At 62.9% G+C, this 24654-nt stretch carries 26 protein-coding genes; 8 read left to right on the top strand and 18 right to left on the bottom strand.

Annotated elements, in window-relative coordinates; genetic code table 11:
* Positions 1–56: 56 nt before the first annotated feature.
* Together BH682_RS13710 and BH682_RS13705 are read left to right on the top strand one after the other, a co-directional pair.
* Positions 57–938 carry a peptidylprolyl isomerase gene (locus tag BH682_RS13710; RefSeq protein ID WP_003943303.1) on the top strand — a complete coding sequence of 294 codons (882 nt, stop codon included), beginning with the start codon at positions 57–59 and terminating at the stop codon, positions 936–938.
* Positions 938–1750 carry a peptidylprolyl isomerase gene (locus tag BH682_RS13705; RefSeq protein ID WP_371734887.1) on the top strand — a complete coding sequence of 271 codons (813 nt, stop codon included), beginning with the start codon at positions 938–940 and terminating at the stop codon, positions 1748–1750. Before BH682_RS13710 ends, BH682_RS13705 begins: the two co-directional genes overlap by 1 nt.
* 52 nt (positions 1751–1802) lie before the next feature.
* On the opposite strand, the gene BH682_RS13700 is transcribed toward BH682_RS13705, so the two are convergent.
* The 10 genes from BH682_RS13700 to BH682_RS13655 form a co-directional block, all read right to left on the bottom strand.
* Complete coding sequence (locus BH682_RS13700) at positions 1803–4214, bottom strand: RelA/SpoT family protein (RefSeq protein ID WP_003943344.1); 2412 nt, start codon at positions 4212–4214, stop codon at positions 1803–1805.
* Positions 4215–4312: 98 nt separating this feature from the next.
* Positions 4313–4891, bottom strand: coding sequence for an adenine phosphoribosyltransferase (locus tag BH682_RS13695; RefSeq protein ID WP_007732962.1), 579 nt, complete (start codon positions 4889–4891; stop codon positions 4313–4315).
* A complete protein-coding gene (locus BH682_RS13690; protein ID WP_075833086.1) occupies positions 4888–6618 on the bottom strand; it encodes an ABC transporter substrate-binding protein in 1731 nt (576 codons plus the stop codon). Before BH682_RS13690 ends, BH682_RS13695 begins: the two co-directional genes overlap by 4 nt.
* A 2-nt stretch (positions 6619–6620) precedes the next feature.
* Complete coding sequence (gene secF / locus BH682_RS13685; RefSeq protein WP_007732958.1) at positions 6621–7844, bottom strand: protein translocase subunit SecF; 1224 nt, start codon at positions 7842–7844, stop codon at positions 6621–6623.
* Positions 7841–9562 carry a protein translocase subunit SecD gene (secD, locus tag BH682_RS13680; RefSeq protein ID WP_007732956.1) on the bottom strand — a complete coding sequence of 574 codons (1722 nt, stop codon included), beginning with the start codon at positions 9560–9562 and terminating at the stop codon, positions 7841–7843. The genes secF and secD overlap by 4 nt, the downstream gene beginning before the upstream one ends.
* Before the next feature lie 197 nt (positions 9563–9759).
* Positions 9760–10107, bottom strand: coding sequence for a preprotein translocase subunit YajC (yajC, locus tag BH682_RS13675; RefSeq protein ID WP_064075366.1), 348 nt, complete (start codon positions 10105–10107; stop codon positions 9760–9762).
* A gap of 138 nt (positions 10108–10245) precedes the next feature.
* The gene (gene ruvB / locus BH682_RS13670) at positions 10246–11343 is read right to left on the bottom strand and encodes a Holliday junction branch migration DNA helicase RuvB (RefSeq protein ID WP_003943304.1); all 1098 of its coding nucleotides are present in this window, start codon (positions 11341–11343) and stop codon (positions 10246–10248) included.
* Positions 11340–11939, bottom strand: coding sequence for a Holliday junction branch migration protein RuvA (gene ruvA / locus BH682_RS13665; protein WP_007732953.1), 600 nt, complete (start codon positions 11937–11939; stop codon positions 11340–11342). The genes ruvB and ruvA overlap by 4 nt, the downstream gene beginning before the upstream one ends.
* Entirely contained in the window at positions 11936–12505 is a 570-nt protein-coding gene (gene ruvC / locus BH682_RS13660) for a crossover junction endodeoxyribonuclease RuvC (RefSeq protein ID WP_003943325.1), read from the bottom strand. Before ruvC ends, ruvA begins: the two co-directional genes overlap by 4 nt.
* A 124-nt stretch (positions 12506–12629) precedes the next feature.
* Positions 12630–13382 carry a YebC/PmpR family DNA-binding transcriptional regulator gene (locus BH682_RS13655; protein ID WP_075833084.1) on the bottom strand — a complete coding sequence of 251 codons (753 nt, stop codon included), beginning with the start codon at positions 13380–13382 and terminating at the stop codon, positions 12630–12632.
* Positions 13383–13527: 145 nt separating this feature from the next.
* Here BH682_RS13655 and BH682_RS13650 point away from each other — a divergent pair, with 145 nt between their 5' ends.
* Both BH682_RS13650 and BH682_RS13645 read left to right on the top strand, forming a co-directional pair.
* Entirely contained in the window at positions 13528–13884 is a 357-nt protein-coding gene (locus tag BH682_RS13650; RefSeq protein ID WP_003943322.1) for a GntR family transcriptional regulator, read from the top strand.
* Positions 13881–14801: a hypothetical protein gene (locus tag BH682_RS13645; RefSeq protein ID WP_075833082.1), complete on the top strand. Its 921-nt coding sequence runs from the start codon at positions 13881–13883 to the stop codon at positions 14799–14801. The genes BH682_RS13650 and BH682_RS13645 overlap by 4 nt, the downstream gene beginning before the upstream one ends.
* Before the next feature lie 13 nt (positions 14802–14814).
* Here the strand turns inward: BH682_RS13645 and BH682_RS13640 are convergent, their stop codons facing one another.
* Positions 14815–15516: a GAP family protein gene (locus BH682_RS13640; protein ID WP_075833080.1), complete on the bottom strand. Its 702-nt coding sequence runs from the start codon at positions 15514–15516 to the stop codon at positions 14815–14817.
* 1 nt (position 15517) lies between these two features.
* Entirely contained in the window at positions 15518–15718 is a 201-nt protein-coding gene (locus BH682_RS13635) for a hypothetical protein (RefSeq protein ID WP_003943331.1), read from the bottom strand.
* Between the two features lie 111 nt (positions 15719–15829).
* On the opposite strand from BH682_RS13635, the gene BH682_RS13630 reads away from it, so the two are divergent.
* Both BH682_RS13630 and BH682_RS13625 read left to right on the top strand, forming a co-directional pair.
* Positions 15830–17044: a sensor histidine kinase gene (locus tag BH682_RS13630; RefSeq protein WP_223304454.1), complete on the top strand. Its 1215-nt coding sequence runs from the start codon at positions 15830–15832 to the stop codon at positions 17042–17044.
* Positions 16999–17676, top strand: a complete 678-nt coding sequence (locus tag BH682_RS13625; protein ID WP_058038730.1) for a response regulator — start codon at positions 16999–17001, stop codon at positions 17674–17676. The genes BH682_RS13630 and BH682_RS13625 overlap by 46 nt, the downstream gene beginning before the upstream one ends.
* 25 nt (positions 17677–17701) lie before the next feature.
* Here the strand turns inward: BH682_RS13625 and pdxT are convergent, their stop codons facing one another.
* Positions 17702–18307, bottom strand: coding sequence for a pyridoxal 5'-phosphate synthase glutaminase subunit PdxT (gene pdxT, locus BH682_RS13620; protein ID WP_047269319.1), 606 nt, complete (start codon positions 18305–18307; stop codon positions 17702–17704).
* On the bottom strand, positions 18307–19176 hold the full coding sequence (gene tesB / locus BH682_RS13615) for an acyl-CoA thioesterase II (RefSeq protein WP_007732935.1): 870 nt from the start codon (positions 19174–19176) through the stop codon (positions 18307–18309). Before tesB ends, pdxT begins: the two co-directional genes overlap by 1 nt.
* Positions 19177–19213: 37 nt before the next feature.
* On the opposite strand from tesB, the gene BH682_RS13610 reads away from it, so the two are divergent.
* On the top strand, positions 19214–19879 hold the full coding sequence (locus BH682_RS13610; RefSeq protein WP_007732932.1) for a hypothetical protein: 666 nt from the start codon (positions 19214–19216) through the stop codon (positions 19877–19879).
* Between the two features lie 35 nt (positions 19880–19914).
* Here BH682_RS13610 and BH682_RS13605 read toward each other — a convergent pair whose 3' ends face one another.
* The 3 genes from BH682_RS13605 to BH682_RS13595 all read right to left on the bottom strand — a co-directional run bounded on the left by BH682_RS13605 (position 19915) and on the right by BH682_RS13595 (position 22910).
* The gene (locus tag BH682_RS13605; protein WP_003943337.1) at positions 19915–20736 is read right to left on the bottom strand and encodes an acyl-CoA thioesterase; all 822 of its coding nucleotides are present in this window, start codon (positions 20734–20736) and stop codon (positions 19915–19917) included.
* Positions 20737–20850: 114 nt separating this feature from the next.
* Positions 20851–22359: an HNH endonuclease signature motif containing protein gene (locus tag BH682_RS13600; protein WP_075833078.1), complete on the bottom strand. Its 1509-nt coding sequence runs from the start codon at positions 22357–22359 to the stop codon at positions 20851–20853.
* 128 nt (positions 22360–22487) lie between these two features.
* Positions 22488–22910 (bottom strand): NUDIX domain-containing protein, encoded by a 423-nt coding sequence (locus BH682_RS13595; RefSeq protein WP_030536863.1) that lies wholly within the window; start codon positions 22908–22910, stop codon positions 22488–22490.
* Between the two features lie 162 nt (positions 22911–23072).
* Between BH682_RS13595 and BH682_RS13590 the strand changes: the two genes are divergently transcribed.
* A complete protein-coding gene (locus tag BH682_RS13590; RefSeq protein ID WP_058038728.1) occupies positions 23073–23549 on the top strand; it encodes a RidA family protein in 477 nt (158 codons plus the stop codon).
* Between the two features lie 101 nt (positions 23550–23650).
* Here the strand turns inward: BH682_RS13590 and pdxS are convergent, their stop codons facing one another.
* Positions 23651–24559: a pyridoxal 5'-phosphate synthase lyase subunit PdxS gene (gene pdxS, locus BH682_RS13585; RefSeq protein ID WP_003943338.1), complete on the bottom strand. Its 909-nt coding sequence runs from the start codon at positions 24557–24559 to the stop codon at positions 23651–23653.
* Positions 24560–24654: the final 95 nt, after the last annotated feature.

Genomic DNA, 24654 nt, shown 5'->3' with positions numbered 1-24654 from the left:
AGGGTGTCGCTCGGCCGGCCGACCACGATCCACCCGCGATACGGAGGACTACAGCAGTGCCGAGTAACGAGCAACGCCGCGAGGCGGCGAAACGCAAGCTCGAGCGTCAGCTCGAACGTCGCGCAGAACGTGCCCGCAAGCGCAAGCAGATGACGATAGCCGGAACTGCGCTCGGCGTGGTCGTCGTAGTCGGCGTCGTCGGTGGACTCATCTGGCTGAGCAATCGCAGTGACGACGACGCGAACACCACCAACACTGCTGCCGACGACTCGAGCCTCACGCCACAGACCGCGGGTGCAATGCCGGCCGGTCTGTCGACGCCACTGGCCGACACGGTTTCCTGCTCGTATCCAGCCGACGGCGCTACCGCGTCCAAGGCCAACAACCCTCCTCGTACCGACGGGATTCCCACCACCGCGCCGGACGCGACGCCGAGCATCAGCGTCGAGACCTCGCAGGGAAACATCGGGCTCACACTCGACGGAACGAAGTCTCCGTGCACGGTCAACAGCTTCGTGAGCTTGGCGCAGCAGGACTACTTCAACGACACCACCTGCCACCGCATGACGACGAGCCCCTCGCTCCAGGTGCTGCAGTGCGGTGACCCGTCCGGCACCGGCACCGGCGGACCGGGCTACGGCTTCGACAACGAATTCCCCACCACGGCGTATTCCACCACCGACCCGGCAGCGCAGGAGCCCGTCACCTACGCGCGCGGCACGGTTGCGATGGCCAACACCGGGGCACCCGGTAGCAACGGCAGCCAGTTCTTCCTCGTCTACGGCGACTCACAACTCCCCCCGCAGTACACGGTTTTCGGCACGATCGACGAAACCGGGCTCGCCACTTTGGACAAGGTCGCGGCCGGCGGATCGACGCCAGAGGGTGACGGCAAGCCGAATCTGACCACCGACATCAAGACAGTAAGGCTCGACTGATGCGACGTAAACCTGTGATGCGCTTTCCTGTAGTTATTGCCGCCGCAAGCGCCGCGGCGCTGCTTCTGGCTGGTTGTTCCAGTGATTCCGGTAGCTCGGACTCGCCGTCCAGCACCTCCAAGGCGAAGACGACAACGGCTGCCATGCCGCCGCTCGACATGTCACAGTTCGACGCACTCCCGCCTGTCCCGACTCCGGCCTCGGCGACCGTCGACTGCTCGTACCCGAGCGCGGCGGGTGCAGCAAAAACCGTCAATCCGCCGAACTCCACGGGTGTGTCCACCGAGGGAACCGTCAACGTCGCGCTCACGACTACGGCCGGCCCGATCGGGATGGAACTGAACCGGGCGGAAGCCCCCTGCACGGTCAACAGCATCGTGAGCTTGACCGAGCAGAAGTACTTCGACGACACCCCGTGCCATCGACTCGTCACCACACCCGGTCTACAGATCCTGCAGTGCGGCGATCCCTCGGGCAAGGGCACGGGCGGACCGGGCTATGGCTTCGACAACGAGTACCCGACCACTGCCTACCCGGCTAACGATCCGGCACTCTCCTTGCCTGCCGTCTACCCCCGCGGCACGCTGGCAATGGCCAACTCGGGTAAACCGGGCAGCAACGGCAGTCAGTTCTTCCTCGTCTACGAGGATTCGGTCTTGCCGCCCAACTACACGGTCTTCGGAAAGATCGACGACGCCGGCCTGGCGACGATCGAGAAGATCGCGGCCGACGGCGACGACGGTGGCATGGGAGCAACCGGCGGCGGTGCACCCAACACCCCGATCACCATCGAGACTGCAGTAGTCGCCTGACCCCCTGTGCGCCTTTATTAACCGCCCGCGGTTAATAAAGGCGCACAGCAGTTTACGAAGCAGAGGTCACGCGGTAGACGTCGTAGACGCCTTCCACGTTACGAACCACGTTGAGAACATGACCCAAGTGCTTCGGGTCGCCCATCTCGAAGGTGAACTTGCTGATCGCCACTCGGTCACCTGAGGTGGTGACCGAGGCCGACAGGATGTTCACCTTCTCGTCTGCCAACGCCTTGGTGACGTCGGAAAGCAACCGATGACGATCGAGTGCCTCGATCTGGATCGCGACCAGGAACACCGATGTCGCTGACGGTGCCCATTCGACGTCGATGATTCGCTCCGACTGATCGTGGAGCGAGTTGGCGTTGGTGCAGTCGGTACGGTGCACGCTGACCGCGCCGCCACGCGTGACGAAGCCCAGAATCGAATCGCCCGGTACCGGCGTGCAACACTTCGCGAGTTTTGCCACCGTGCCGGGTGCTCCGGGAACCAGAATTCCGGAGTCACCCGTACTGCGGGTGCGCACCGGCATGGTCGACGGCGTCGAACGCTCGGCCAGTTCCTCCTCGACGGCGCCGACGCCGCCCAGATGAGCAACCAGTCGCTGCACGACGTGGTGCGCCGACACCTGACTCTCGCCTACGGCCGTGTACAACGCCGAGACGTCGGGATAGCGAAGTTCGTGCGCGATCGTGCTCATCGATTCGGCATTCATCAACCGCTGCAACGGAAGTCCCACGCGGCGGACTTCCTTCGCGATCTGATCCTTGCCGGACTCAAGCGCCTCTTCGCGGCGTTCCTTCGCGAACCACTGCCGGATCTTCGCCTTGGCACGCGGCGAGACGACAAACGTCTGCCAATCTCGGCTCGGCCCGGCGGTGGCAGCCTTCGACGTGAAGACCTCCACCACTTCGCCGTTTTCGAGAGTTCGTTCCAGCGCGACCAACCGACCGTTGACCCTGGCACCGATGCATCGGTGCCCGACCTCGGTGTGCACCGCATACGCGAAATCGACGGGAGTCGATCCGGCAGGCAACGTGATCACGTCACCCTTCGGCGTGAAGACGAAGATCTCCTTAACCGCGAGGTCGTAACGCAACGATTCGAGGAACTCCCCCGGATCGGCCGCTTCACGTTGCCAGTCGAGTAGCTGACGCATCCACGCCATGTCGTCGACCTCGGCGATGTCGCCCGCGTGCTTGCCCTTGGTCTCCTTGTACCGCCAGTGCGCGGCGATACCGAACTCCGCGGTCCGGTGCATGTCCTGGGTCCGGATCTGGACCTCCAGGGGCTTGCCTTCCGGTCCCACGACGGTGGTGTGCAGCGACTGGTAGACGCCGTAGCGCGGCTGTGCGATGTAGTCCTTGAAGCGTCCGGCCATCGGCTGCCACAGTGAGTGGACAACGCCGACCGCGGCGTAACAGTCACGCACTTCTTCACACAGGATGCGGACGCCGACCAGATCGTGGATGTCGTCGAAATCGCGGCCCTTGACGATCATCTTCTGATAGATCGACCAGTAATGCTTGGGCCTGCCTTCGACGATGGCGTTGATCCGCGAGGCGGACAGGGTCGAGTTGATCTCGGCGCGAACCTTGGCCAGATAGGTGTCACGAGAAGGCGCGCGATCGGCGACCAGTCGAACGATCTCGTCATACTTCTTCGGGTGCAAGATGGCGAACGAAAGGTCCTCGAGTTCCCACTTGACGGTCGCCATTCCAAGTCGATGTGCAAGTGGCGCAATGACTTCGAGAGTCTCTCGCGCCTTACGTGCCTGCTTTTCTGGCGGCAGGAATCGCATCGTGCGCATGTTGTGCAGACGATCCGCGACCTTGATCACGAGCACGCGCGGGTCCCGCGCCATCGCGATGATCATCTTGCGGATGGTTTCGCCCTCGGCGGCGGTGCCCAGAACGACCTTGTCGAGTTTGGTGACGCCGTCGACGAGGTGAGCGACCTCGTCACCGAAGTCCTTGGTCAACTCTTCGAGTGAGTACCCGGTGTCCTCGACGGTGTCGTGCAGCAGGGCTGCGACGAGGGTGGTGGTGTCCATACCCAACTCGGCCAGAATGCTTGCGACGGCCAACGGATGCGTGATGTACGGATCGCCGGACTTGCGCCGCTGGCTCGAATGTCTGTCCTCGGCGACGTCGTACGCACGCTGGAGCAGCGCGAGGTCGGCCTTCGGATACAGCTCACGGTGGAGGCTGACCAACGGCTCGAGCACCGGGCGGATGGTGGCGTTGCGCTGACCGGTGATGCGTCGAGCAAGCCGAGCGCGCACCCTACGGGAGGCGGAAGCGGGCACGGCCAGATTCTGCCCACCCCGATTGCCGGTAGTTTGCGCAGATCCCGAATCGTCGGGCACCGCGGACTTCGATGGTGTCGTCTCCGGAGCCGGAACTGCACCCGTCTCCTGCGACACTGCACCCGAGTTCTGTGATCGATCAAGATTCGACGTCATGTCGCCACCTCCTACCACCGAGTTGGTTGAGGCAACCGCCCTGCATCGGGTAATTGCCCTGGAGGTCTAACTCGACCCCCAGGAGACAACTTTAATACTCAGACCTTCACCAGTGATGTCAGTGGGTACTTCAAGAAGCGATCTCGACCGCGCAGTTCCTCGATCTCGAGCACCACTGCGACGCCGACGACGTTCGCTCCACCCAACTCGACCAACTGTACAGCCGCCTCGAGTGTCCCTCCGGTAGCCAGAACGTCGTCGATCACCAGAACATTCCGCCCGGTGAGATCGAAGCCGTTTGCGGGAATCTCGAGAGTCGAGGATCCGTACTCGAGGCTGTACGAACGAGAGAGCACCGGCGGCGGCAGTTTGCCGACCTTCCGCACGGCAACGACTCCCGCACCCATCTTCGCGGCCGCACCGGCACCGAGCAGGAATCCACGAGCATCGACGGCGGCGATCGTGTCGGCGTCCGGAGCACAGGCGACAAGGGCATCGAGCACGGCCCCGAACCCCTCGGCGTCGGCGAACACCGGAGTCAGATCGGCGAACCGAACACCGGGACCGGGAAAGTTGTCCGCCCAGCGGGTCAGCCGAACAACGGCGTCCCCGGCAGCCCGGTGGATTGCGATCAATTCTTCAGTCGTGTGCAAGGCAACACCATTCGAGACGCTCATCTGCGTAGTACCCATCTGTCCATGTTCCAGCCGGTAGCGGCCCGAGTCGGATTGACCAACACTGCCGACATGCCTGGAGCTACAGCGACAGTTCGTAGTTGATTGAACAGTGGAATCGTAGGCACCTGGGTCCACAGGATGTTCTCCGCCTCCACCGAGAGTCCCAATTGCGCACTCGTGCTCGCATCCACGTTCAACTGATCGATGATCTGATCGATCCTGGCATTTCCGTACGTACCGAGGTTTGCGCCGTTGCCCGATCGCAGCGCTCCGCGCGCGTCGATCATGCTCGCTGTTCCGCCTGCCCCGACTTTGCCTGCCATGCCGGAAAGCACAGCGTCGACTCCCCCGGACTGCAGACTCGCAGGATCGAAGCTGTCGGTACTCGCGTCCTCGATCGTAATTCCCGCCGGAGCACACGCGGCTTTCGCTTCAGAGACGATCTGCGCCCGCACCGGGTCCGGTGCGAGGTACCCGACCCGGACGGTCAACTGGTCGAGATCGGCTTCCGACAACGACGTCTTCGCGGCATCGACGTCGGCATTGGCGTACCGGTCACCGTCGACCGCAGCGGCGTCGCTGTACACGAGTGAATCCGGCGCCATCAGTCGCGAATCGACCACGCCGGAACCCAGACCAGCCTGCGGCGCGTTATCCGTCTGCCCGAACTTCTCGAACAGAGTTGTCCGCGGAACACAATGCGCGAACGCTCGACGGGCGGCTTCGTCGCCCAGCGAACCAGAGGTCGCGAGAACGAACTGCTCGATCGACCGCGACGGAATCTGTTGGACGTCGAACCCGGACGGAGTACCGAGTTCGCCGGCCGACCCGGAAGCGACGTCGACGACCTCGATCGAGTTCTTGTCGAGATCCTCGGTCAGATTCACACCACGTGGCCAGACGACGATGCGATCGGTCGCCGGCTTGTTGCCCCACCACCGCTCGTTCGCGACCAGCACCAGGCCGTCGTCGGCACTGTACGAGTCGAATCGATACGGACCAGCGGAGGGCAGTACGGAGGTGTCCACCTGACCTGGAGTCAGGTTCCACCCGGTGTTCCAGAAGTCCGCGATCTTCGACAACGCTTCGGTGTCACCGGCATTCACCGCGCTCACCACGTCGCCCACTCCGGCGCGCTGCGTCACGATGTGTGAAGGCATCAGCGCAGTCGCACCGAACAACGACCGCCAATCGGTGAACGATCGCCCGGGTTTGAAGAACACCGTCGCGTCCTTCGCCCCGCTCTGGCAGTCGATCCGGTCGATGTCCGCGTATCCGAGATTGTTCGCCGTGTCGAACATGGGCTTCACGGCACCATCGACGTCTTCGGTGAACTTGCCACTCGACGCCGCCCAGGTGAGGACGAGATCGTCACAGGACATCGGAATCCCGTCGGAGTACACGGACGCCGGATTGAGCTTGTACGAGACCGTGAGCACGTCACCGGGCAACTCCGACACCGTTCCGATGTCCGTGTCGGAGACAGGTGCTCCGGCCGGGCCGGTGAACGTGAAGCCGGGAAGCACCCGGCCGAACGCGGCCATCGCCCCGGACACCGATCCAGCTGTCGTGTTGGCGTTGTACGTGGAGATGGAGTTGTCGATGGCATATCCGATGGACGGAACCTGCTCGGCGCTTTCCGAGCAGGCCGCCAACGAACCCGCAGCCACAGCGGTGGCCGCAACGAACGTCATCGATCGAACCAGTGTGCGTGTTCTTGGGAGCATGTTCAGTGCCCCTTCTTGTTTCGCTTTCCGGTCGGCCGCGCACCCGGCTGCGGAGCAACCGGAGCACGGCGTGCAACTGGTGCGCCGACGGCAACCGTCTGCGTACCCTTCTCGGCCAGCGTAGCCCGGCGCGAGAGCACCTTACGAGTGTGCGCGGCAACGGGTCCCCAGCGTTCCTTCATCGACACCAGGAGCGGCGTCGCGAAGAAGATCGAGGAGTACGCACCCACGATGATGCCGACGAGCTGAACGAGCGCAAGGTCCTTGAGTGTGCCGACGCCGAGCATCCAGACCGCGACAACCATCAGAGCGATCACCGGGAGCACGCTGATGACGGTCGTGTTGATCGATCGCATCAAGGTCTGATTCACCGCGAGGTTGGCCTGCTCGCCGTACGTCCGGCGCGTCAGATGCAGAACACCGCGGGTGTTCTCTTCGACCTTGTCGAACACCACCACGGTGTCGTACAGCGAGAAGCCGAGAATGGTAAGCAAACCGATCACCGTCGCGGGCGTCACCTCGAAACCGACGAGCGAGTAGACGCCGGCAGTGACGATGATGTCGAAGAACAACGCAACGATCGCAGCTACCGCCATGTCCCGCTCGAAGCGGATGGCGATGTAGATACTCACGATCACCAGGAACACAATCAGCGCGATCAGCGCCTTCTTGGTGATCTGGCCGCCCCAGGTTTCACTCACGTCCGCAAAACTGATGGCTTGCGCCGACGGGTTCCCGTTCTTGTCCTTGGGCTGGAACTCGTCGAAGAGAGCCGACTGAAGATCGTTGATCTGCGTCGCGTTCAACGTCTCCGACCGGATCTGCACGGTTGCGCTGGCACCCGAGCCGACTGTCTGCACGCTGACCGGTTCGAACCCGAGTGTGTCGGAGTAGACGGTTTCCACCGCCGACGTCTCGACTCCACCCTCGGCCGGGAACTGAATGCGTGATCCGCCTTCGAAATCGATACCGAAGGTGAAGCCGCGCAGGATGATGCTCAGCAGCGCAATGGCGACCAGAGCGCCGGTCAGTCCGTAGTAGAAGCGACGCTTGCCGACGACCTCGAACGCACCCGTTCCGGTGTACAACCGCGAGAGCCAGCTGTGCTTGGGCATCGCGCCCTGATCGACGCCTGAGTCGGTGATCTCCGACCGGGCCGCCGCATCGGCGGACTCGGCGGCGGAACTGTTGGTGGACCCCACCGGGGAGTTGTTGGACTCGCTCATGCTCGTGTCTCCTTAGCCGACGCAGCGGCGGCAACCTTACGTTCGCGGGCAACCTCTTGCACTGCGCCGAGACCGTTGACGCTGGGCTTGGACCAGAACGCCGAACGGGACGCCATGCTGACCAGTGGCCACGTCACGAGGAACACGACAATCACGTCGAGAATGGTCGTCAGACCCAAGGTGAAGGCGAAGCCTCGCACCTGTCCGACCGCCAGCACGTACAGAACTGCAGCGGCGATGAAGCTCACCGCGTTGCCGGAAAGAATTGTTCGGCGTGCTCTTGCCCAACCGCGTGGCACCGCCGAGCGGAAGCTACGGCCCTCACGCATTTCGTCCTTGATGCGTTCGAAGAACACGACGAACGAGTCGGCGGTCATACCGATACCGATGATCAGACCAGCCATGCCGGCCAAGTCGAGCGTGAAGCCGATGTATCTGCCGAGCAGAACCATGATCGCGTAGACCATGACTCCGGAGAGAATCAGCGACAACGCCGTCAGGACGCCGAGCATGCGGTAGTAGACGAGGCAGTACAGCAGAACGAGAACGAGACCGACCGCGCCGGCGATCAATGCCGCCTGCAGTGAGGCCAGGCCGAGCGTGGCCGAGACCGTCTCGGCCTCAGAGGCTGCGAACGAGAGCGGAAGCGAACCGTACTTCAGTGTGTTGGCAAGTTCTTTGGCACTCTCGGCAGTGAAACTGCCCGTGATCGAGGTGGCGCTACCCGCAGGCGTTGCACCTTGAATCGTGGGAGCGCTGACGACCTTCGAGTCGAGCGTGAACGCTGCCTGCTTGCCGATGTTGGCTGAGGTGAACTCGGCCCAGGTATTGCTGCCGGTCGTCTTGAACGAGAGGCTGATCTCGTGGCGCGACTGCTGCGAGTTGAAGACCGAAGACGCGTCGGCAATCTCCTGTCCGTCGATGATCGAAGGACCGAGGAGATAGATGTTCAGTCCGTCTTGCGAGCAGGCGACCAGCGGCAGGGTCGGGTCGTCGTTTCCACGGAGCGGATCCGCGACGGAGCAGTCGAGGTTCGCCACTGCTTGCTGCTGCACTGTCGGATCGCTGCTCTGTCGGAGGGCGCGCGCTGCGGCGATTTCCGCTGCTGCTGCGTCGCCTTCGTCGGTGCCGTCGCTCGGCGCGTCCCCGGTGGGGGCCGGAGTCGTTGTCTGCGGCGCGGGCGTTGCCTCGGGAGTAGTCGGGTCCTGAGCCAGGAACGGACGGTTCTGCGGCGTCTGCGTCCCGTCAGCGGGTGCTTCGGGGGCCGGTGCATCAGTGGCCGGAGTTTCGGCCGCCGGCGCCTCGGGCGTAGCTGTCCGATTCGCGTCACGGGTGGCGACGTCGATCGAACCCGTCACCGGGCGGATGTACAGACGAGCGGTCTGGCCGAGCGAGCGAGCCTGCGCACTGTCGTCGCCGGGAACGGTGATGACGAGGTTGTCACCGTCGACAACGACCTCGGAACCGGAAACGCCGAGACCGTTGACGCGGGTCTCGATGATTTCCTGAGCCTGCTTGAGACTGTCCTGACTGGGAGCGCTGCCGTCCGGGGTACGAGCGGTCAACGTGACGCGCGTTCCACCCTGCAGGTCGATGCCGAGTTTCGGCGTGGCCGACTTGTCTCCAGTGAAGAACACCAGGGCATACAGTGCCACTACCAGGACCCCGAAAAGGGCCAGGTAGCGGACCGGATGCACCGTTCCGGTGGAAGGTGCCACGATCTTTAAGTCTCCTCGGTAGGTGCAGAGCTTCAGTAAGTGCACGGCTCGGGTGGTCGACGACCACCCGAGCTGCGGCGTTCGAACTGCAACGATTGATCAACGGGGTGAACTGAGCTGCTGGTGTAAGAGCGGACAAGACAATCTGGACGTGTGTCCGAGTTCACAACTCTAGAACACGTACCAGTTCGACGAAGTCAGGACTCCTTGGTGAGCCGGATTTCGGTGTCGGCAGCAGACTCTTCGATCTCGGAAATCGAGTCGTCGTCGTACTCGTCGGTCTCGGTCGTCTCGACGACGCGCTCACGGATGACCAGACGCGACCAGGTGGTGATGACACCGTCCGCGATCTCGAGGTCCACGGTCTCGTCGTCCAGGGAAGCGATCGTGGCGTAGAGCCCGGCCGTGGTCTGCACCCGATCGCCGACCTGCAGCGAGTCCTGCATCTCGGAAGTCGCGGCCAAGGCCTTCTTCTGCTTGCGCATGCCCAGGAACATGGGCACCAGCAGTGCGAGGATCAAGAGGGGGAAAAGCAAACTCGACATGTGTTGATCAACCTCGGTTGTGTTGCACGTTTTACGCCGCGATGGTCCCGGATGGACCTACGCAATACACCAGTGTGCCATTAGTTGCTGAGGATTCCTGACAGATCGGCCGTTCAAGTAGGCCTTTCCAGTCGAAATTCACTCGCCGTTCGGATCGAACAACGTGGCCTGCGGTTCGTTGACACGAACCTCGATACCGCCCGCTGCGGCATCCGGCGGCGGTGTCATTCCGAGTTGAGTCCAGGCAGCGGCGGTAGCCACACGTCCTCGCGGCGTCCGGGCGATCATTCCGGCCCGGACCAGGAACGGCTCGCACACTTCTTCCACCGTCGACGGTTCCTCGCCGACGGCCACCGCAAGCGTCGACACGCCGACGGGCCCGCCGCCGAACGAACGCACCAAAGCACTCAGTACCGAACGGTCGAGACGGTCCAAGCCCAACTGGTCCACGTCGTAGACGGCCAAGGCCGCCTGAGCGACGTCCATGGTGACGATTCCGTCGGCGCGCACCTCGGCGAAGTCGCGAACCCGGCGCAGCAATCGGTTCGCGATACGCGGTGTCCCCCGCGAGCGTCGTGCGATTTCGGCACCGGCATCGACTTCGAGATCGACGCCCAGAATTCCGGCCGAACGCATCAGAATCTGTTGCAGCTCTTCGGGTTCGTAGAAATCCATGTGAGCGGTGAACCCGAAGCGGTCGCGCAACGGACCGGTCAGCGCACCCGACCGCGTAGTCGCACCGACCAGCGTGAACGGTGCAACCTCCAGAGGAATCGACGTGGCGCCCGGCCCCTTACCGACGACGACGTCGACACGGAAGTCTTCCATGGCCAGGTACAACATCTCCTCGGCCGGACGAGCGATTCGGTGAATCTCGTCGATGAACAACACGTCGCCCTCGACGAGGTTGCTCAGCATCGCAGCCAGGTCTCCGGCGCGTTCGAGCGCCGGTCCGGACGTCAACCGCAGAGAAGAGCCCAACTCCCCCGCGATGATCATCGCCATCGACGTCTTGCCGAGCCCGGGGGGACCGGACATCAGGATGTGATCAGGCGTGCTGCCACGAAGTTTTGCTCCGGTGAGCACGAGCTGCAGTTGTTCGCGAACACGAGGTTGACCGATGAAGTCGTCGAGACTCTTGGGGCGCAGACTCGCTTCGACATCACCGTCTCCCGCCACCAATTCGGCAGAGACCTGCGACTCGTCGTCGAAATCGTCGATCGGGTCGAAGTTCATCGAGTCTTACCGAGCAGCGACAGAGCGGAACGCAGTGCGACCGACGTGGTGGCCTCGGGCGATTCCGCCAGAACCGAATCCGTGGCCTGCTCAGCCTGCTTGATCGGGAAGCCCAGACCTTCGAGAGCCTCGACGATCTGATCACGGATCGAGCTGCCGACGACGACGCCGGACGCCGCGCCGGCCGTCGTCGCGACGGCGTCGACCTTGTCACGCAGTTCGACAACCATGCGCTCGGCGCCGCGTTTTCCGATACCGGGCACCCTCGTCAACGCCGTCAGGTTGCCTTCCGAGAGCGCCCGCCGCAGCGCGTCCGGTTCGAGAACTGCGAGAGTTGCCATCGCCAGGCGCGGTCCGACTCCGGAAACCGTCTGCAGGAGGCTGAACAGGTCCTTCGACTCGGTATCGGAAAAACCGTACAGCGTCATCGAGTCTTCGCGAACGATCATCGTCGTGAACAGTCGCGCTTCGCTTCCCCGGTGCAGCGCACCGAGAGTCACCGGGGTGGCATTGACCCGATAGCCGACACCTGACGCTTCGATGACCGCGTGATCGAGCGCAATATCGAGTACCTCGCCGCGTACCGACGCGATCATCGTGAACCTGCCTTCTTCGTCTCGGCCAATTTTGCCTGATACTTACGCATTTGTTCAGCGGCCATCGCCTCGGCGCGGGCCATCCGCTCGATCATCGGTGCTCGCCAGCAGTGACAGATCGCCAGCGCCAGAGCGTCGGCAGCGTCAGCAGGTTTCGGCGCCGTCTTCAAATTCAGAATTCGCGTCACCATCGCAGTGACCTGCGCCTTGTCGGCGTTACCGCTGCCGGTGACGGCGGCCTTCACCTCGCTGGGCGTGTGGAAACACACCGGAATGCCGCGTCTGGCGGCAGCGAGCGCGACAACTCCGCCTGCTTGCGCCGTCCCCATCGCGGTACTGACGTTGTGCTGCGCGAACACGCGCTCGATCGCGACCACCTCCGGCTTGTACTGCTCGATCCACAGTTCAGCCGCATCGGAGATCCGCAGAAGCCGAGAACCAAGGTCCATCTCGGCCGGAGTCCGCACCACGTCGACCGCAATGGGGCGCACTTTCCTGCCGTTGCTCCCGTCGACCACTCCCAACCCGCAGCGAGTCAAGCCTGGGTCCACTCCGAGCACGCGCACTTGTCACACCTCTCCATACCGAACAGCTGTTCGATAGCTTAGCGGTGCGCGGGACTACTACCCCGCATCAACACGCAACCCGGCCCGGACGCGGACGTCAGGACCGGGTTGAGTTGAAAAGCAATCAGTCTTCGAGAGCCGCGAGAACCTCGTCGGAAAGATCGATGTTGGTGTAGACGTTCTGCACGTCGTCAGAATCTTCGAGCGCGTCGACGAGCTTGAAGATCTTGCGTGCGCCGTCGACATCCAAGGGAACCTCGACGGAAGCGCGGAAATCGGCTTCAGCGGAGTCGTAGTCGATGCCGGCTTCCTGAAGTGCCGACCGTACGGCAACCAGATCCTGTGGCTCACTGACGATTTCGAAGGTTTCACCGAGATCGGTGACTTCCTCGACACCGGCGTCGAGCACAGCCATCAGGACGTCGTCCTCCGACTGGCCGTTCTTCTCGAGTGTGACGACACCCTTGCGAGCAAACAGGTAGGAGACGGAACCCGGGTCAGCGAGGTTGCCACCGTTACGGGTCATCGCGGTGCGAACTTCACCGGCTGCGCGGTTGCGGTTGTCAGTGAGGCACTCGATCAGAACGGCGACGCCGTTGGGTCCGTAGCCCTCGTACATGATGGTCTGCCAGTCTGCGCCGCCCGCTTCTTCACCGGCGCCGCGCTTGCGCGCACGCTCGATGTTGTCATTGGGAACAGACGTCTTCTTCGCCTTCTGGATGGCGTCGTACAAGGTGGGGTTGCCCGTGGGATCGCCACCGCCGGTTCGTGCCGCCACCTCGATGTTCTTGATCAGCTTCGCGAAGGATTTGCCACGACGTGCGTCGATCACAGCCTTCTTGTGCTTGGTGGTGGCCCATTTTGAGTGGCCGCTCATGCGATTCAAGCCCCTTTCCTGCTGCGTTGCGCACGCCGAATGCGCGTCTTTCAGCTCTGCCGATGTTACCCGTCCCACGTCACAACTCGCTGCATCCCCCGACACGAATTAGTCAAACCGCGCATTGTTTGCATAGAATGCAAACATGTTGGTCCGAATAGATCACGCCTCCACAACTCCACTCGCGGAGCAGATTGCAGCCGGGGTTCGTGGCTCGGTCATCCGCGGTGAGATCGGACCAGGTGACCGCCTGCCGTCCGCTCGCGCTCTCGCCGAGTCGATCGACGTCAATCTCCACACGGTTCTTCGTGCGTACGCAACACTGCGCGACGAAGGCCTGATCGACCTCCGACGCGGACGTGGCGCCGTCATTCGCGCCGAATTCGACTCGGGAAGAACAGCTCTCAACGAATCTGCGCGCGAGTTCGTACGGCAGGCCCGAAATCTCGGACTCGACACTGCGCACATGCTCGACCTCATCAAGGAGACCAGCACACAATGACGACCAGCAAGATCCGACTCTGGACAGCAGCTTCGCTGACTCTGATCCCGACCCTGATACTGGTTCTCGCACGCTTCGCGTGGGGTGACCGCCTACCCGAGACCGTCGCGAGCCATTGGTCCGGATCGACCCCGGACGGCTTCAGCACCACGACGACCTTTTTCTTCATCGCGCTGGCGATTTCACTGGTGGCAGTCGTTTGCGCGTGTGTCGTCGCGGCCCGTTCGAGCGACAACGCGCCCTTGTTTCTCGCCGTAACCTCGATCTCGAGTGCGACACTGGCGACGATCTGGATTCTGAGCGTCGCCCTGACGATCGACGCCGGGTCGCCGGAGGACGCGCGCATCGGCTGGTGGATTCTTGCGCCGATCGCGGCGGTACTCGTAGGAGTTCTGGCATACGCGCTGCCTGACCAGCAACGAAGCGGCCCGGAGTCGCCACTGCCGACCCCGACGCTCGACACTCCACTCACGGCCTCCGAACGTGCAGTGTGGGTCGGGCAGGTCCGCAGCATCTGGCCGTGGATCGTTACCGCCGGCCTCGTAGTTCTCGTGATCGCGACTGCCGCGTACTCGGATTGGTGGGTTGCCGTGATCCTGGGTGTGTCCACCCTCGCCGTCACAGCATTCGCGTCGGTCACCGTGCGCGTCGACCGTCACAGTGTCGGCATCAGTTCCTGGGGCGTTCGATGGAAGAAGATCCCCATCTCGAAGGTGAAGTCCGCATCAGTCGACGCGATACGTCCGGCCGAATGGGGCGGATGGGGTTACCGAATGACACCGCGCGGAACAGCCGTCACTCTCCGCTCGGGTGAGGCCATCGTGGTCACTCTCGAGAACGGACGACTGTTCGCCGTGACCGTCGATCACCCGGAAGACGGTGTGAAGCTGATCAATTCGTTGGTTCAGGCTGGTTGATTCACGAACAACGTCAATTCACGAACAACACGGCAGCGGCATTGCCGGCGAGGTAGAAGCCGGCAATGCCGAACACCCAACCCATCGCGCTGTCGCCGTGGCGTGAGATGAACGAGTCCACCCCGCTCAGCGGCTTGTCCAGTCGGTCGCCGGCCACGATCCGCCCGCACAACAGAAGCACTGCCGGAGTGGCCATGATCAGGCAGTATCCGGCAAGTATCGACGCAGACGTGACTGCGGACAGCCCAGCAGCGGTGATCATCGCGATCGCCGCCAAGTAGGGCAGCATCGTCACCAACTCGGCGGTCCCGGCAGCAATTGCCAGAAGTACAACACTTCTCGCGGAACTGCCCGAGCCGAGCACCCGCTCTCGCCAAACATGGGTTCGATCGGCCTGACCGGATGTGCGCCTCTTCTCGGAATCGAATCGAAAGCTCCACGCGATCAACGCGATACCGAGTATCAACTGCGCACCGCGGGCGGCGGGGGTTTCGAGCAGCGGGGCGACGACAGGCATACCTGCCCGTGCCGTCGTCCAGACTGCCACCCCGACAACAAAATAGAACGTCGTGATGACCACCAGATACGTCAGCAGCCTGCGAACCTGCGGTCGTCCCGGCATCAACAACATCCAGACCGGGACGACCAATGTTCCGATGCTCGTACTGTCCAGCAGGGCGAGCCCGCCCAGCGTGGTGAGCAGGACGAGTTCCACGTCAGTCGTTTCGGCGCTCGGGTATCGCTGTCTCCCTCGTTCGGACTGCATTCACGATGTCGAAGGCACCGATGATCGCGAGGATCACGCCGAGTGGTCCGCCGCGAAACCAGAAGAACTCGGCGTCACGCGCGAACAGCCACAGACAGCCGCCACCGACGACCAAGAGAATGCCGATCATCAACTCGAAGCGAATTTTCATACGTCGAGCCTGTCTTCTCTCTCGAATCCGCACATCAGCCATCGGAACAACGCCGACCTCATCATTTGGTATGACAAGTCAGGCGCCCCGATGTGCTCTGATAAGTCTGTGGTGACCAGAAGTCGGAGTGTCGGCAAGTGGAACGATCCGCTCATCGCCTTCGGCCTGTTCGCGATCGGGGTACTCCTCTACCTGGTCGGCCTGTACCAAATGTGGACCGATGTCGGAGGTGTCGCCGACGTTCCCGCCGGGGTTCGGATCGGGATGCTGGCTCTGCTGTGTGCGATCGACTCGTTCCGGCGGGTGCGTCCGGCAACGGCCTTGGCGGCGGGGGCCGTCATCGTCGCGGTCGACGCCGCCCTTGGCCCGACTCTGCCGATGTGGCTGGTCCTCTCGGATCTCACCTACGCCGCAGTTCTGTACGGGACGGCGCGGTTGGGCCGAGTGGTCTGTTCTCTGACCGCAGTGACGGTTGCCGCGCTCACAGCCCTCGTCTACCTGTCCGCCCAGGACGTCCGCGCTGCGGCTGGGGCAGGCGTCGTGACCGCTCTGTTCTTCGGTACGCCGGTGTGGTGGGCACTGGTCATCCGTCGACAAGTCGAACTGACCGAGGCCGAACGCGAGCGTTCCAGAGTCCACGAAGCACTCGCCGCTCTGGACCGCGAGGCCGCGGTCGCTCACGAACGAGCAACCATGGCGCGCGATCTGCACGACGTCATCGCAAGCCACCTCTCCGCCATCGCAATCCATTCGGAGGCGGCACTGTCCACCTCAGCTCTCTCCGGTGAACGGGGCCAACCCGACGACGGATTGAGGGAGATGATCGGAGCGATCAGATCGAGCAGTCTCGCGGGCCTTTCCGAGATGCGGTCGATGATCGAACTGCTCCACGCCGGGGACGACGAGACCCCGGACCCGCGTTCCTCTCCCCCGCGGCTGACCGAGTTGCCCGTCGTCCTGGACGCAGTTCGGGCAGCCGGCGCCGCCGTGCACGTTGCGATCGACATCGATACTGCCGACCTGCCGAGCGTGGTCGATCACACGGCGTACCGGATCACCCAGGAGGCGTTGACCAATGCGCTCAAGCATGCGCCTGGTGCACCGATCTCGATGTCGATCTCTCTCCAGCACAATGCATTACAGATCGAGATCCGAAACCCCGTCGGTCGCGACACATCCAGTTTTCGGGCGGGAACGCACGGACTTGCAAACATGCGTCACCGCGCCGAACTGCTGGGCGGTTCACTCGACGCACTTCCGGTCGACGGAGAATGGACGGTATGCGCACAGCTACCGGTCCCCGCGCCGAACGGAACGGATCAGTGATCACCGTCGCCCTGGTCGACGACCACGCCGCGATCCGGTCCGGACTCGCGATGATCCTGCGGCAGCACGACGACATCGATGTCGTTGCAGAAGCCGGTGACGGAGCGTCGGCGATCACCGTCACCCGCACGCATCAACCCGACGTCGTACTCATGGACGTCCGGATGCCAGGCACCGACGGCATCGAGGCGACGCGTCAGATCATCGGGACGACCCGCAGCCGGGTTCTGGTGTTGACCACCTTCGACCTCGACGAATACGTCTTCGCGGCCCTGCGCGCCGGTGCTTCGGGATTCCTGCTCAAGACTGCGACCGCGGACGAGCTGACCAGCGCTATCCGCAACGTCGCGGCCGGAGATGCAGTGCTCGCTCCTCGCGCGGCGCGTGCACTGATCGGCGAGTTCGTTCAGCGTGCACCCAAACCCACCGAACCGCTGGGATTGAGCGAGCTCACCGATCGTGAACGCGAGGTGCTCGCGCTGTTGGGGACGGGACTGTCCAATGCCGAACTGTCGCGTGAACTCGGTGTCGGTGCTCCGACGGTGAAGTCGCACGTGTCGCGAGTTCTGTCGAAGTTGCACCTCACCTCACGCGTCCAGGCGGCGATCCTTGCCCGCGAACTGGAGCTGTAGGTTCGGCCGAGGCTGACTACTCCAGTTATCCGCGAACCAGATCGACGAACATCTCGTGCACTCGACGGTCCCCGGTAACCTCGGGATGGAAAGAAGTGGCGATCACCGAGCCCTGCCGAACCGCGACGATCCGGCCCGCGGCCTCCCCCGCGGCGGCGGGAACCTGCGCAAGAACCTCTACGCCCGGTCCAACTCGCTCCACCCACGGCGCGCGGATGAAGACGGCGCGGATGGGATCTCCGATGATGCCCTCGAACTCCAGGTCGGACTCGAAAGAATCGACCTGTCTGCCGAAAGCGTTGCGGCGCACCGTCATGTCGATGGCGCCGAGATGTTCGGCGTCCGGCCGGGTGTCGAGTACCTCGCTCGCCAGCAGAATCATGCCGGCACACGAACCGTAGGCCGGCAGCCCCCCGCGAAGACGCTCACGAAGCGGATCCAACAGTTCGAACACCTGCAGAAGCCGGCTCATCGTGGTGGATTCGCCACCGGGGATCACGATGCCATCGACCTTGTCGAGTTCCTCCGGGCGCCGGATACCCACCGCATCCGCTCCCGAATCATCGAGTGCGGCAAGGTGTTCGCGAACATCACCTTGGAGGGCGAGTACACCGATCAACGGACGCGTCATCACACAGTTCCTGTCTTGTTCTCACGGCTGTTCTTGCTCTCATGGCTGTCGGGTTCGCGTTCGAGACGCGTCAAACCCTCCTGAACCACCGCTGCCACCATGTTGCCATCGCGATCGTAGATACGCCCCTGAGTGAGCGCGCGACCAAAACCTGCCGACGGCGACGTCTGGTCGTAGAGCAACCACTCGTCGGCCCGGAACGGACGCAGGAACCACATCGCGTGATCGAGCGAAGCAGTCTGCGTCTTCACGCCGCGGTGCGGGACTTTCGAAGTTCCGAGCAGGGTCATGTCACTGAGATACGCAAGCGTGCAGATGTGCAGCAGCGGACGATCCGGCAGAGCCTCGCGGTAGCGCATCCACACGCGTTGCTGCGCGGCGAGATCCGGCGCTGACGCGCTCTGCTCAGCGGGCACAATTCTGATGTCCCAGTTCTTCCACTCCTGATAGAACTGCGATTCAGCCAACTTCGGAACGGTCTGCGCGTCCGGCAAGTCCTCCGGCGCCGGAACGGAGGGCATCCGGTCCTGGTGCTCGATACCTTCGTCGTCGACGTGGAACGAGGCCGACATCGTGAAGATCGTCTTGCCGTCCTGAACTGCATTCACCCGGCGGGTGCAGAACGAGCGCCCGTCGCGGATGCGGTCCACCAGGTAGACCGTCGGAATCTTCGGATTGCCCGGGCGCAGGAAATATCCGTGCAACGAGTGCACGTGGTAGCTCTCGTCAACGGTGCTCACGGCAGAAACCAACGACTGCCCGGCAACCTGCCCGCCGAACGTCCGTTGAAGTGCGGTGGGATGGACCGCCCCACGGAAGATGTCCTTCTCCAGGTGTTCGAGCGCGAGGATCTCCTCGATACCAACCATGAGTCCTCCGAAAACATAGACCGCCGCACTGGGCGCGATGACGGTTCACAATATCGCCTCGGCGAGCGGGCACGGCACCATGGTGGGCGTGAGTACATTCATCCCGTCCAGTCCCCTCGCCTTGGCCGAGCAGATTGCAACGCTGAGCGGATCGTTTCCGTCGGTGGCGGTAGTAGCGATCGACGGACCTGATTGTGCACAGCCGTCTCGGCTCGCGGAACTGGTCGGCACCGCCGTCGAGTCGCGCAACAGGCCGAGTGCTGTTGTGTCACTGCACGACTACGTGCGGCCGGCTTCGCTGCGATACGAGTTCGGCCACGAGGATGCGCTGAGTTACCGTACTATCTGGTTCGACTATCCGGCACTCGATCGTGAAGTGATCACCGCAGCCCGCACAAAACGGGCGTTCTTGCCGAAACTCTGGGACGAACCCACCGATCGATCGGCTCGGTCGACCCGTATCCCCGTCCATGAGCGCGCGGTCATCGTGATCGCCGGTCCGATGTTGCTCGGGCGCGGGCTGGAGTTCGACGTCAGCGTCCGCCTGGACATGAGCGAACCTGCCATGCGGCGGCACACACCGGAGGCAGATCTGTGGACCGTCGAGGCACTCCTCGAACACCGATCAGAAGTGTCCGAGGAGGTCGATTTCGAGGTCAGATACGACCATCCGGCCCGGCCTGCGGTGCGGTCTCGCCAGTGAAGGTCTCACTGCGATTGATCTCACGTCGGCCGACCTCACTTCGGGCGATACAGCCTGGTCAGACCCTCCTGGACGACTGCAGCAACCATATTTCCTCGGCTGTCGAAGATTCGTCCCTGCGTCAGGGCGCGACCGAAGCCCGCTGACGGCGACGTCTGGTCGTACAACAGCCACTCGTCGGCGCGGAACGGCCGCAGGAACCACATGGCGTGATCGAGCGAAGCGCTTTGCATGGCGACGTCCATGTGGGGGCCGCGAGAAGATCCGAGCAGCGTCATGTCGCTCATGTAGGCAAGCGTGCACACGTGAAATACCGGGTCGTCCGGGAGTGCCTCGCGGGAACGGAACCACACTTGCTGCTGCGCGGCAGCGCCCGGACGTTTGTCGATGTCGGCCTTCGGCACCATTCGAAGGTCCCAATCGGACCACTCACGCGCCAGCCACGCAGTCTCGGGATCCTCCGAATCCTGGGCGATGGCCAAGGTCTCGGGGTCAGGAACGGGTGGCATCTCGTCCTGGTGCTCGATGCCTTCGTCTTGGACGTGGAAGGACGCCGACATCGTGAAAATGGCTTGCCCGTCTTGAATTCCGGTGACCAAGCGGGTCGCGAACGATCGACCGTCCCGAACACGATCAACCAGAAAAACCGTCGGCTCCATCGGATTTCCCGGACGCAGGAAATATCCGTGCAACGAATGAACCGAGTAGGCCGGATCGACCGTGCGTACCGCCGACACCAATGCCTGTCCGGCGACCTGGCCGCCGAAAGTGCGGGTCAGGGTGGTCTCCGCGATGATTCCTCGAAAGATGTCCCGCTCGAGGCGTTCCAACTCCAGAATTTCTTCGATCCTCGCCATCGATGCTCCACATCTTCCCGTGTACCGACGTCTACCGACCTTCACACAATGCCTGACGCACCCCCGGCCACCAAAGTGGGCATCCGAAAACACTGAGCGACGGGGCGCATCGACTCAGAATGGCGGTGGATCGTCTCCGCCGTCGAAGGTCCTCCTCTGTGCCTTCTTCATCCGCCGGTGCATTCGTATCCGCTGCCGCCGGCGTTCCCCCCACACACGAGCGGCCTTGTTTTCCAGACGTGTGCGCCGACGCCGACCACCCTCGGGCAGTACAGGCTCGAGCATTCCCGCCAGCAGACCTGACGGCCTCGTTCGGTAGCAATGTCCGGTCGGCGAGGTCAGCATGACGCTGCGGTCCGGGTTCGAGGTGTGCACCCACTGACCGGAGTGCTTGAGGCGGTGATGGTTTCGACAATAGGCACTCAAGTTCGAGGCCACGGTCTTTCCACCACGAGTGGGATCGCGATGATCAAAGGGTTCAGTGTGATCGAGATCTGAATTCCATGCAGCGACATCGCAGTGCAACCACTGGCAGCTTCCTGCGATCACCCGCACCCAGGTGTCGAGGACAGCGCCGGGGCGGTACACGAACGCAGAAGGAACGACGGGCGAAGGTACTGGCTCGCCCTCACCGGCAGACTCGAGCGCGGCATCGGCTGGTACCTTCACCTTCCGAATCAGCGCACCCGCGGCGATGTCACGCGCATGCTCTGCACTGATCACTCCATAACCGTCGAGGTGAGCGGGTTCGTCTGCACCTGGTGCGTCACCGCCCTGAAGCGTTGATTCCAGCATGACCACGTGAACCAACGGCCGACGCACCACCACAATCCCGCTTCGATCTTGTGGGCACTCGTGCCGGCCGCAATCGCACGGCAGAATCGTCGATCCGGATACCAACGCTCCCAATGCGTCAGCTCGTCGTTGCTCGTACTTACGGGAATCGTGTCGACACACCGACATTGCCAACTCCCGCAACCGACGGTCGAAAGCCCGTGCTTCCTCCGCCGGAGTACTCCCCAATATCCGCGCCATTCCGTCCTCGGCAGCGCTCACACCCACGAACCGATCAGCCAGGGCGCGGCGTCGACGTTCGCGTATCCCCTCGGGATCCACCACGGCGACGATCCGGTCGATAGCCGCTGTCAATCGGCGACCCGTCAAGCCGGTACCGCCAGGCATCGGGGGCGCCGAGATCTTCTCGAGGAGTTGCCGTTCCACCTCGTCGATCAAATCGTCGGCTACGTTGGCCGTAGCGGAGTCGATCAATCCGACTCGATACAGATCCAGTTCTCCGCGCGCCATGGCGGCACGCGTGCGATGGAGGCGAGTCTTGAGAGAAAAGCCGAGACCGATCAACTTTCCCGCTGCGGCACAGCCCATGGTCAATGCCGCGCCGAGCTCGGCCTCAGCCAGTTCGTGAGCGGTAGACGACCAAGCACCGTTATCAGTGTGGTCAGCGCTGCGACGCTCGAAAAACTCGGCAATGGCAGCCAGTTTCCGTTCCACGAGCATCGATTCGCGCGCATGCAGATCGGCGATGAGATCGATGAGGGCGCAGTCGGATTCAGCACCGGACAGCTGCGCTGCGGTACCCGAACTTCCTACTCCGTCATCGAACATTCCTCAACATTATTCGAATATACGTTCGATATCCATGATTTCCAGGAATCAGTCCGAACAATCCTGATTGACCGAAAATTGTTGCGGAGCAACCTTTGCGGCCACTCGTGTTCCGGCAACGGATTCCCCTACTGAACCAGGGCGTTGATAATGCGGGCAGCTTCGGCCGGGTAGATAGGGCGGTCGGACCCACCACTCAATACCCAGTGGACTGGACTACCTTCGTCTAGGACTCGGAGTTGCACGTCGAGCGGAAACGCATCGATGTCAGCCGAGTCGACTCCAAAGACATGGACAATCTCATGCCCAGGTCGCCCCTCGAACTCGAAGATGTTCTCTACGACCTCGAGCAACTCGACGCTTCCCAACGTGACGCCGAGTTCCTCCGCGAACTCGCGCCGCAGCGCTGCCTCGGCCGTCTCACCGAACTCGATACCGCCACCGATCAATCGATGAAAGTTCTCCCCCGTGACAGAGTCCGTGCCGTCGAGTATGAGTATGTGACCGGAACGGACAGGTATCCCCAGTGAGATGTTACGAATTGACGACATACGACACAGTTTAGGTGGCCAACTCGAACACCATTTTGAATCCGACGACGGCGAATATCACCAAAAGTGATGGGGTGGGCGCAAATACGACTTGGACTTGCCGAGACTCCCGATGACAGACTCGAACACCATTCCCGGACAAAAGAACCCATTGAGGAACCGATGAACGACGCAAGTACCTGGACCGCACGACTCGCCGCACTCGACCTGACCCTCCCGCCTGTTGCCACCCCCGCAGGCTCATACCTCCCCGCCGTTCAGACGGGGTCATACGTCTACACGTCGGGGCAATTGCCGCTCGTCGACGGCACTACGACGTGCATCGGTAAGTTGGGCGAGGGCGTCTCCGTCGAAGACGCCGCCCAGGCGGCGCGGTTGTGCACTCTCAACGGACTCGCGGCAGTCGATTCCTTAGTCGGGCTCGATCGCATCGTTCGGGTCGTCAAGGTCGTTGGATTTGTTGCTTCCGGATCGGGATTTTCGCAGCAACCCCAGGTGATCAACGGTGCGTCCGACCTGCTGGCCGAGATCTTCGGTTCGGCTGGACAACACGCCCGCTCAGCGATCGGCGTCGCCGAACTACCCCGAAACAGTGCCGTCGAGGTCGAGTTCGTGTTCGAGGTATCGGACAGCATCTGATCGGTCTGCCACACCCCGAAGGGGCGGCGGTTGCCAACGCAACCGCCGCCCCTTCGTCTGTGAGGACTTTCAGGCACTGGGCCCGGTCGTCGAACCTGCTGTCACCAACCGCGCTCTGCGAGGCGGTGTCCGACAGGCAGGTCGTCGACGTTGATGCCGACCATTGCCTCGCCGAGTCCGCGCGAGACCTTGGCGAGCACGTCCGGGTCGTCGTAGAACGTGGTGGCCTTGACGATTGCCTCGGCGCGCTGCTTCGGATTGCCGGACTTGAAGATGCCCGATCCGACGAACACGCCCTCGGCGCCGAGCTGCATCATCATCGCAGCGTCTGCCGGCGTGGCGATGCCGCCGGCGGTGAACATGGTGACCGGCAGCTTGCCGGCCTTGGCGACCTCGACGACCAGTTCGTACGGGGCCTGCAGTTCCTTGGCGGCTACGTACAGTTCGTCTTCGCTCAGCGAGGTCAACCGGCGGATCTCGCCGCGGATGGTGCGCATGTGGGTGGTGGCGTTGGAGACGTCTCCGGTGCCTGCTTCACCCTTCGAGCGGATCATGGCCGCGCCTTCGTTGATGCGACGGAGCGCTTCGCCGAGGTTGGTGGCGCCACAGACGAAGGGAGCGGTGAACTTCCACTTGTCGATGTGGTTGGCGTAGTCGGCCGGGGTCAGGACCTCGGACTCGTCGATGTAGTCGACGCCGAGGCTCTGCAGGATCTGCGCTTCGACGAAGTGACCGATGCGTGCCTTCGCCATGACGGGGATGCTGACGGTGGAGATGATGCTGTCGATCATGTCCGGGTCACTCATGCGCGAGACGCCGCCCTGTGCGCGAATGTCTGCGGGGACCCGCTCGAGTGCCATGACGGCGACGGCGCCGGCGTCTTCGGCGATCTTGGCCTGCTCAGCGGTGACCACGTCCATGATCACACCGCCCTTGAGCATTTCAGCCATGCCGCGCTTGACGCGGGCGGTGCCGATGGCGGTGGTGGGGGCAGAGTCGGGGGTGCTCACAGCAAACTCCTGCAGTAGTGGCGTGACGAAAGAAACAAGGCACGGCGAACACACGAGTTCATTCGCGCGGAGGCCTCTGGCCAGAACTCTAGGAC

The organism is Rhodococcus sp. YL-1 (assembly GCF_001942025.1).
In the GTDB taxonomy this organism is placed as follows: domain Bacteria; phylum Actinomycetota; class Actinomycetes; order Mycobacteriales; family Mycobacteriaceae; genus Rhodococcus_F; species Rhodococcus_F qingshengii.
Note: the sequence above shows the minus strand (reverse complement) of the source record. Positions and strands in the feature narration are given on the sequence as shown.

What these genes read in the sequence shown, in the direction of transcription:
- ruvA (WP_007732953.1), bottom strand. Translation starts at nt 11,939, where the DNA reads ATGATCGCGTCGGTACGCGGCGAGGTACTCGATATTGCGCTCGATCAC.
- BH682_RS13695 (WP_007732962.1), bottom strand. Translation starts at nt 4,891, where the DNA reads ATGAGCGTCTCGAATGGTGTTGCCTTGCACACGACTGAAGAATTGATC.
- BH682_RS13590 (WP_058038728.1), top strand. Translation starts at nt 23,073, where the DNA reads ATGAACGACGCAAGTACCTGGACCGCACGACTCGCCGCACTCGACCTG.
- BH682_RS13705 (WP_371734887.1), top strand. Translation starts at nt 938, where the DNA reads ATGCGACGTAAACCTGTGATGCGCTTTCCTGTAGTTATTGCCGCCGCA.
- yajC (WP_064075366.1), bottom strand. Translation starts at nt 10,107, where the DNA reads ATGTCGAGTTTGCTTTTCCCCCTCTTGATCCTCGCACTGCTGGTGCCC.
- BH682_RS13655 (WP_075833084.1), bottom strand. Translation starts at nt 13,382, where the DNA reads ATGAGCGGCCACTCAAAATGGGCCACCACCAAGCACAAGAAGGCTGTG.
- BH682_RS13650 (WP_003943322.1), top strand. Translation starts at nt 13,528, where the DNA reads ATGTTGGTCCGAATAGATCACGCCTCCACAACTCCACTCGCGGAGCAG.
- secF (WP_007732958.1), bottom strand. Translation starts at nt 7,844, where the DNA reads ATGAGCGAGTCCAACAACTCCCCGGTGGGGTCCACCAACAGTTCCGCC.
- BH682_RS13645 (WP_075833082.1), top strand. Translation starts at nt 13,881, where the DNA reads ATGACGACCAGCAAGATCCGACTCTGGACAGCAGCTTCGCTGACTCTG.
- BH682_RS13625 (WP_058038730.1), top strand. Translation starts at nt 16,999, where the DNA reads ATGCGCACAGCTACCGGTCCCCGCGCCGAACGGAACGGATCAGTGATC.
- BH682_RS13605 (WP_003943337.1), bottom strand. Translation starts at nt 20,736, where the DNA reads ATGGCGAGGATCGAAGAAATTCTGGAGTTGGAACGCCTCGAGCGGGAC.
- BH682_RS13700 (WP_003943344.1), bottom strand. Translation starts at nt 4,214, where the DNA reads ATGACGTCGAATCTTGATCGATCACAGAACTCGGGTGCAGTGTCGCAG.
- pdxT (WP_047269319.1), bottom strand. Translation starts at nt 18,307, where the DNA reads ATGACGCGTCCGTTGATCGGTGTACTCGCCCTCCAAGGTGATGTTCGC.
- BH682_RS13610 (WP_007732932.1), top strand. Translation starts at nt 19,214, where the DNA reads ATGACGGTTCACAATATCGCCTCGGCGAGCGGGCACGGCACCATGGTG.
- BH682_RS13600 (WP_075833078.1), bottom strand. Translation starts at nt 22,359, where the DNA reads ATGTTCGATGACGGAGTAGGAAGTTCGGGTACCGCAGCGCAGCTGTCC.
- BH682_RS13690 (WP_075833086.1), bottom strand. Translation starts at nt 6,618, where the DNA reads ATGCTCCCAAGAACACGCACACTGGTTCGATCGATGACGTTCGTTGCG.
- tesB (WP_007732935.1), bottom strand. Translation starts at nt 19,176, where the DNA reads ATGGTTGGTATCGAGGAGATCCTCGCGCTCGAACACCTGGAGAAGGAC.
- ruvB (WP_003943304.1), bottom strand. Translation starts at nt 11,343, where the DNA reads ATGAACTTCGACCCGATCGACGATTTCGACGACGAGTCGCAGGTCTCT.
- BH682_RS13635 (WP_003943331.1), bottom strand. Translation starts at nt 15,718, where the DNA reads ATGAAAATTCGCTTCGAGTTGATGATCGGCATTCTCTTGGTCGTCGGT.
- BH682_RS13595 (WP_030536863.1), bottom strand. Translation starts at nt 22,910, where the DNA reads ATGTCGTCAATTCGTAACATCTCACTGGGGATACCTGTCCGTTCCGGT.